The sequence below is a fragment of the Candidatus Electronema sp. TJ genome (assembly GCF_048287355.1).
In the GTDB taxonomy this organism is placed as follows: domain Bacteria; phylum Desulfobacterota; class Desulfobulbia; order Desulfobulbales; family Desulfobulbaceae; genus Electronema.
In genome coordinates, this window is sequence record NZ_JBLWEP010000168.1 from 1 (window position 1) to 4,360 (window position 4,360).

Annotated in this window: 6 protein-coding genes; all 6 read left to right on the top strand. The window is 52.6% G+C overall.

Going from position 1 to position 4,360, the window contains the following annotated elements; genetic code table 11:
* A partial coding sequence (locus ACNKID_RS10560; protein ID WP_417913397.1) for a NosD domain-containing protein occupies positions 1 to 908 on the top strand: 908 nt, incomplete at its 5' end.
* Between the two features lie 15 nt (positions 909 to 923).
* Complete coding sequence (locus ACNKID_RS10565; protein WP_417913398.1) at positions 924 to 1,481, top strand: hypothetical protein; 558 nt, start codon at positions 924 to 926, stop codon at positions 1,479 to 1,481.
* Between the two features lie 396 nt (positions 1,482 to 1,877).
* On the top strand, positions 1,878 to 2,984 hold the full coding sequence (yedE, locus tag ACNKID_RS10570; protein ID WP_417913399.1) for a YedE family putative selenium transporter: 1,107 nt from the start codon (positions 1,878 to 1,880) through the stop codon (positions 2,982 to 2,984).
* Positions 2,985 to 3,027: 43 nt separating this feature from the next.
* Positions 3,028 to 3,417: a hypothetical protein gene (locus ACNKID_RS10575; RefSeq protein ID WP_417913400.1), complete on the top strand. Its 390-nt coding sequence runs from the start codon at positions 3,028 to 3,030 to the stop codon at positions 3,415 to 3,417.
* Between the two features lie 163 nt (positions 3,418 to 3,580).
* Positions 3,581 to 3,862 carry a hypothetical protein gene (locus ACNKID_RS10580; RefSeq protein ID WP_417913401.1) on the top strand — a complete coding sequence of 94 codons (282 nt, stop codon included), beginning with the start codon at positions 3,581 to 3,583 and terminating at the stop codon, positions 3,860 to 3,862.
* 20 nt (positions 3,863 to 3,882) lie between these two features.
* On the top strand, positions 3,883 to 4,360 hold a 478-nt coding region (locus tag ACNKID_RS10585; protein ID WP_417913396.1), incomplete at its 3' end, for a DUF3343 domain-containing protein.

Consider the following 4,360-nt stretch of genomic DNA (forward strand, 5'->3'; position numbering starts at 1 on the left):
AGCCCGCGATGAGCGCGGAAACGGTGGTCAGCAAGGGTGTGCTCGACAAGGACACTACTTGGTCTGGTGAAATTCTGATCAAAGGCGATGTTGAGGTGGCTGAAAAGGCAACCTTGACCATCCTGCCCGGAACTACGGTGCGCTTCGCCAAAATTGAACCGTTCGGGCCGGAAAAGCTGTACCCGGAAAAAGAAAAAGACAATCATTTTCCGCAGCTTGAGCTGTTTGTCCGGGGAAAGATGATTGCCAAAGGTAAAAAGGATAAGAAAATCACCTTCACCAGCGTGGAAAAAGAGGCCAAACCCGGCGACTGGGGCGGTCTCAACTTTAACACCAGCGTGGATAACGTGGTTGAAAACTGCGTGATCATGTATGCGGATACCGGCGTTCATGCTCATTCCTCCAAGGTTTCGGTGACGAACAACGAGTTCAAGCACAATGGCACCGCCATCGGCAACAAGAACCTGAAGGATAACCCGGTCAAATGCGCGATTGCGGTGGAGCGCAACCTGATCACCGAGAACGGCGGCGGCGTGATCGTCGGCGACGGCATGAAGGTGCTGCGCAACGAGATCAGCAAGAATCAGTTCTTCGGAGTTTATGGCAAAAATCTTGCTGATGGAACAGTGCAGTTCAACAACATCAGCGGCAATGGCAAGGGCGCGATCATGTATGCAGTCAAGGCTATCACCCTGACTGACAACAACATCGTGGACAACACGGACTATAACCTGTCCATGCTGGAAGGGCAGGCCAATGATCTTGCTTTCCCTAAGAATTGGTGGGGCACGGCGGATGAGCAGCAAATCCGGGCCAAAGTCTTGGACAAGGCCAGTGACGCTGCCCTTGGCAAAGCGGACTTGGGTAATTTTTACACAGCCGCTGTTGCCGAAGCCGGAATTCTCTGATATAGTCTCACCCTCATGAATTTCACGCAGACATTGACCAGCGATCCGCTGGACTTGCTCACCAAAGCCGCGCTGGTCGGGCTGACAGCAGTCATGCTGTTTATGCTCGTGCAGCAGCGGCTGACTGCTTCTCCGAACGCCGCCGAAGCTGGCGGCGTGGCGGCGGAGCTGCGGCGGATTGAGCAGCGGCTGGTGCAGGATAAGGCACTGTATCAGGAAGTTGCTGCCTTGGCCGAGCAGCGGCAGCACAGCGCGGCATTGGATAAGCTGAAGCAGATTCAAGCCGCGCAGCCGAACAATTCCCGTTCGTTTCTCTGGCAGGCCCAACTTCAGTACGAGAACGGCGACCTTGCCGATGCGCTGACCAGCTACCGCCAGGCCATAGACCTTGAGCCGGGCTACATAGACCGGAAATCCCCTCTTTTTGTCGGCAAGGACATCAAGAAGAACGTGCTGGAAGCAAAAGACAAATTGCAGCGCGAAGTCACGCTGAAGCCCAATGATCCCGACATCAAAAGGGCGTTAAATGAACTGCTTTACGTCCAGCGGCGGCTGGCTGGCGGATGTGAATAGCTTGTCTTGCACAGCAAATAAAGCTTGTTTGAATTTTATGAATTTGCTTGGTGTCTTTTAATGCGCAGGTCTCAGCGAAACAAACTGGGCAGCTCTTTTTTAGAAAGGAGAGGCCAGTGTTTTCCTCTGAACACTCAGTTTTAAACACTGAGTACCGCGAGAAAGAAAATAAGCCGTCAGTGTTTTTCACTGAGGCTTCAGTGAAAGAAAAGCAGTGCCCAGTATTTTCCTCTGAGCATTCAGTTTAAAACACTGGGCACCGCGAGAAAGAAAATGAGCTGTCAGTGTTTTTCACTGGGATGTCATAGAAAGAAATTAAGCCTCCAATTTTAAAAAACGACAGGCGCGAGGAAAACATCGGGAGACCGATGCCTGCTGCGTAAGGTGAGTAAATAAGTGGCGCGTTTTAAATTTCCTGATCTTGCCGTCACCACCGGCATCGTCCTTGGCGCGGGCGCAGTGATTCTGAGCCTGCTCGGCAACCCAGTCAACTCTGGCATCTGCATTTCCTGCTTTCTGGAGAATTTAGCTGGCTCGCTCCAGATGCACAATGTCGCCAGGATGAGCTACATCAGGCCGGAACTGATCGGCTTTCTCCTCGGCTCCTTCCTGATGGCCAAAAAAATGCGTCGCTTCCGGGTAACTGGCGGCTCTTCGCCAGTCATCCGTTTCCTGCTCGGCTTTTTCATGATTGTCGGCTGCGGGGTGTTTATTGGCTGCCCGATCAAGATGATTTTGCGCTTGGCGGCTGGCGATTTGACCGCTGTTGCTGCCGTGCTTGGACTGATGTTCGGCATTTGGCTTGGCAGCCGTTATATTCGCGCCGGTTCAGTGCTTGACCGGGACAAAGAGCTGCCGCAGATCAACGGCTACATTCTGCCCGGCATTGGTCTGCTCCTGCTGATCTTCGCCCTGCTTCAGCCAAGTTTCATTCAACAAGGAGCAACCGGCCCGGCGGCGCAACATGCGCCCATGTTGCTTTCTTTGGCAGTTGGTCTGCTGATCGGTGCGCTGTCGCAGCGTTCCGGCCTCTGCATAACCGGTGGGCTGCGCAATTTCTTTCTTTTTAAAGAGAAAACCCTGCTCATGGGCATTATCGCCGCCTTTGGCTCGGCTATGATGATCTCGCTGTTTGTTGCCCTGTTGCATAAGTTTGGCGCGACCGAGCAGACTGGTTTCAGTCTTGGTTTCTCCGAGCAGCCCGGCTCACACCCCAGCAATTTCTGGAGTTTTTTGGCGATGGTGCTGGTCGGCTTAGCGGCGGTGATTGTTGACGGCTGCCCGTTCCGCCAGTTAGTGAAAGCGGGCCAAGGCGATGTGGACGCAGGCCTGACCTGCTTTGGAATGCTGACCGGCGCGGCCTTTGTCGTGAGCTGGCAGCTACGCAGCACCTCGGCTGGCCCGGAATTCAACGGCAAGATTGCCACTCTGGCCGGACTAATTTTTTGCCTGACAGTGGTGCTGGCGTATCGGAGGAAGGTTAGGCGCAGCAGTGAAGATTAAAGAAGAACTCTGTTAGCTGTCTATAATTGAGGTGCTCACCGCAATGATACAAGTGATAATCGATTGGATATTCCGAATAATTGGTCTGAGTCAAAAACTTCAGGTCCTTTGTCATCGGGCTTTCATCTTGCCCAATGGCCCAGAATGTTATTTGATAAATATCACGAATCTCTCCCCTCAGCGTGATGCTGAAATCACCCATATTTGGATGGCGTGTGATCATGAAATTCATGTACTAAACCCATCCCGTCCACTTCCTCGTCGTCTTAAACCAGAAGAATCATGGGAAACTTGGATTGAAGTGAACAAATTGCCAAATTCCGTTCAATCGAATGCATTTAATCTTGCTCGTGTTCGATTGTCTAACGGGAAAATATTAAAATCTAAGAAAAATGAAAGTGTTCCAAGTGCTGGATTCATTCCAGGCAGCTAACTTATCTCCATAATTTTATGCAGGTCTTCATGAAGCAGAAACGAAGAGAGTATGAGCCAAAGTGTAACGTTAAGCATATCTGAAGACGTTTATCTCTATGCTGGCCGCGCAGTAGCTCTCGCTGTTCACTCGCAGCAGCGTTGACAGCGATCCGCTGGAAAAAGTGAATTTAAAGAAAAAGATGAGCCAAAGTTTGACCTTGAGTGTCTCCGAGGAAGTTTATCTCCATCTGCGGCGTGCAGCAGAGCAAGCGGGCCAACTCCCGGAAGTGCTGGCTGCGCAATGGCTTTCGCTGTTCACCCGCAGTGCTGTTGACAGCGATCCGCTGGAAAAATTCATCGGCACGTTCAGGAGCGGTTGTCCTGACTGGACGGACAATCACGACAAATATATAGAGCAGTCGCAGCAGGCCGCACGTGAATGTGCGGTCTGGCTTCTCACGTAATTCTAAGGAACAAACGTGCCATGAACTGGTTTAAAAAAAAGGAAAAGCCCCAAGAGCCGCAGCATGAGAACGTCACTCGCGGCCTGCTGATCTTCGCCCACCCGACCACCGTCATCGCGGTGGAAGAGCTGCTGCGTGACGAAGGCTACAAAATTCGCGTGGTCAGTCCGCCGCCTGCCTACCGCACCGGCTGCGACCTGAGCGTGGAATTCCCGCTGGAAGCTGAGGCGGCCATCACCGAGCTGCTCAATACGACCAAGCTCCACCCAATTGATGTGGTGCCGATCACCACGGAAGGCATGGAGCCGCTGCACTTTGTCCGCAAGAAATGGTACGGCAGCAAGTATCTGATGGTCAGGGCGGCGAACATGAAAATCACCGTTGATGCGGAGACGAAAATCATCGTCAATATCTCCGGCGGCGGCTGCCCGGACGTGCCCTACCTCGCCACAACCATGATCGGCAAGCGGTTAGACGAAGCACCCGCGCCGGACGAAG